Origin of the sequence: Parabacteroides sp. AM58-2XD, assembly GCF_003463685.1 — a bacterium.
GTDB lineage: Bacteria > Bacteroidota > Bacteroidia > Bacteroidales > Tannerellaceae > Parabacteroides > Parabacteroides segnis.
In genome coordinates this window covers 1-1,549 of the sequence record NZ_QSDP01000227.1, presented here as the reverse complement: position 1 = coordinate 1,549, position 1,549 = coordinate 1, and the positions used below count along the sequence as shown (strand labels likewise).

1 protein-coding gene is annotated in these 1,549 nt (G+C 42.5%); it reads left to right on the top strand.

Annotated elements, in window-relative coordinates:
- Positions 1–85: 85 nt before the first annotated feature.
- Positions 86–1,171: an IS110 family transposase gene (locus DXA15_RS24970; RefSeq protein WP_128135835.1), complete on the top strand. Its 1,086-nt coding sequence runs from the start codon at positions 86–88 to the stop codon at positions 1,169–1,171.
- The last annotated feature ends 378 nt before the right edge of the window (positions 1,172–1,549 follow it).

Below are 1,549 nucleotides of genomic sequence, written 5' to 3'. Positions count from 1 at the left end.
CACGAGATAGCACTACAAAAGCTATACCATTTTAGTTAACTTTGTATTGTATCAAATTCATTATTAACTAATAACGATATAGCTTATGAAAACAGTACGAAGTAACGAATTAAATTTTGATGGACAAAACATTTATGTAGGAATTGATGTCCATTTGAAAAGTTGGTCAGTGGCTATACTGTCGGAGCATTCGGCTCTGAGGAGATTTAGCCAGAACCCGGAACCGGAAGCCTTACACAAGTATTTGGCTAGTAATTATCCCGGCGCAACTTATTTCTCGGTTTACGAAGCAGGTTTCTGCGGCTTCTGGATACATGAGAAATTAACGAGTTTAGGAATTAACAATATAGTTGTGAATCCTGCCGATGTTCCGACAATGAGCAAGGAGAAGCTGCGTAAGACCGATGCGGTGGATTGCAACAAACTTGCCCGTGAGTTACGTTCGGGTTCATTAGAAGGAATATATGTTCCGGGCACAGAAAGCCTGGAAATGCGCTCTTTGATAAGACTGAGAAACTTAATTGTAAAAGACAGCACACGTGCCAAAAACCGCATCAAGTCACTGCTACGTTTTCATGGCGTGGAGATTCCGGAAGAGTTTACCCGCTGCTCAATCGGCTGCTGGTCGAAGCGATTTCTGAATTGGCTACACTCTGTTGAGCTTTCTACGGCATACGGAAAGAAGACACTCGAACTTCACCTGGAACAGTTCGTCCGTTTGCGCAGAATGTTATTGCAGGAAACCCGTGCCATCCGTGATATATCACGTACTGAACCTTTTGAGAAACCCATACGCTTGCTCACATCGGTTCCCGGCATAGGCATTACAACCGCTGCCACCTTGATGGTGGAGCTTGACGATATAGCCCGGTTTAGCAATGCGGAACATCTTGCATCCTTTATTGGTTTGATCCCCATGTGCCACTCCAGTGGTGACAATGATGCAGTTGGGGATATTACGGTTCGTCGGCACTTTATGCTTCGATGCCTGTTGGTTGAAGCTGCGTGGATTGCTATCCGTAAAGACCCGGCCATGACATTGGCTTACGGCGAATATCGTAAACGGATGAATCCCCAGAAATCGATTATTAAGATTGCCCGACGGTTGGTAAACCGAGTATATTTTGTACTTAAACATCAGAAGGAATATGTGCCATGTGTTGTCAAATGATATAAAATCCTATAAGGTAAAACAGCTTTCTTTTGAGAGAAATACTATCATATCATTGCGGCTTTGAAGTCCGCTCAAAATAGTTTGTAACTCTCATTAATGGTTTGACTGATAAAGGAACTTGCAGCCCCTCCAGTGGTGTCTGCTGTGGAAAGTTTGTTTTACCATAGGATTTTGGTTAGGTTTTCTTAGCCATATCAGACAGTATCAGTAATACAAAAGAGAGGCAGATAACTGCCTCCCAAAGTAGCATTACTGCGTACCGTCAGGATGCTTATTGCTGGTAGGTTGCTCCTCAGCAGAGCCTACTTCCTCTTAACATCCTGATACAAAGATAAATTATAAAAGTTAATTAATAATGAATTATCCAACTTTGTT

Coding starts and splice junctions, on each gene's coding strand:
- DXA15_RS24970 (WP_128135835.1), top strand. CDS start 86: ATGAAAACAGTACGAAGTAACGAATTAAATTTTGATGGACAAAACATT.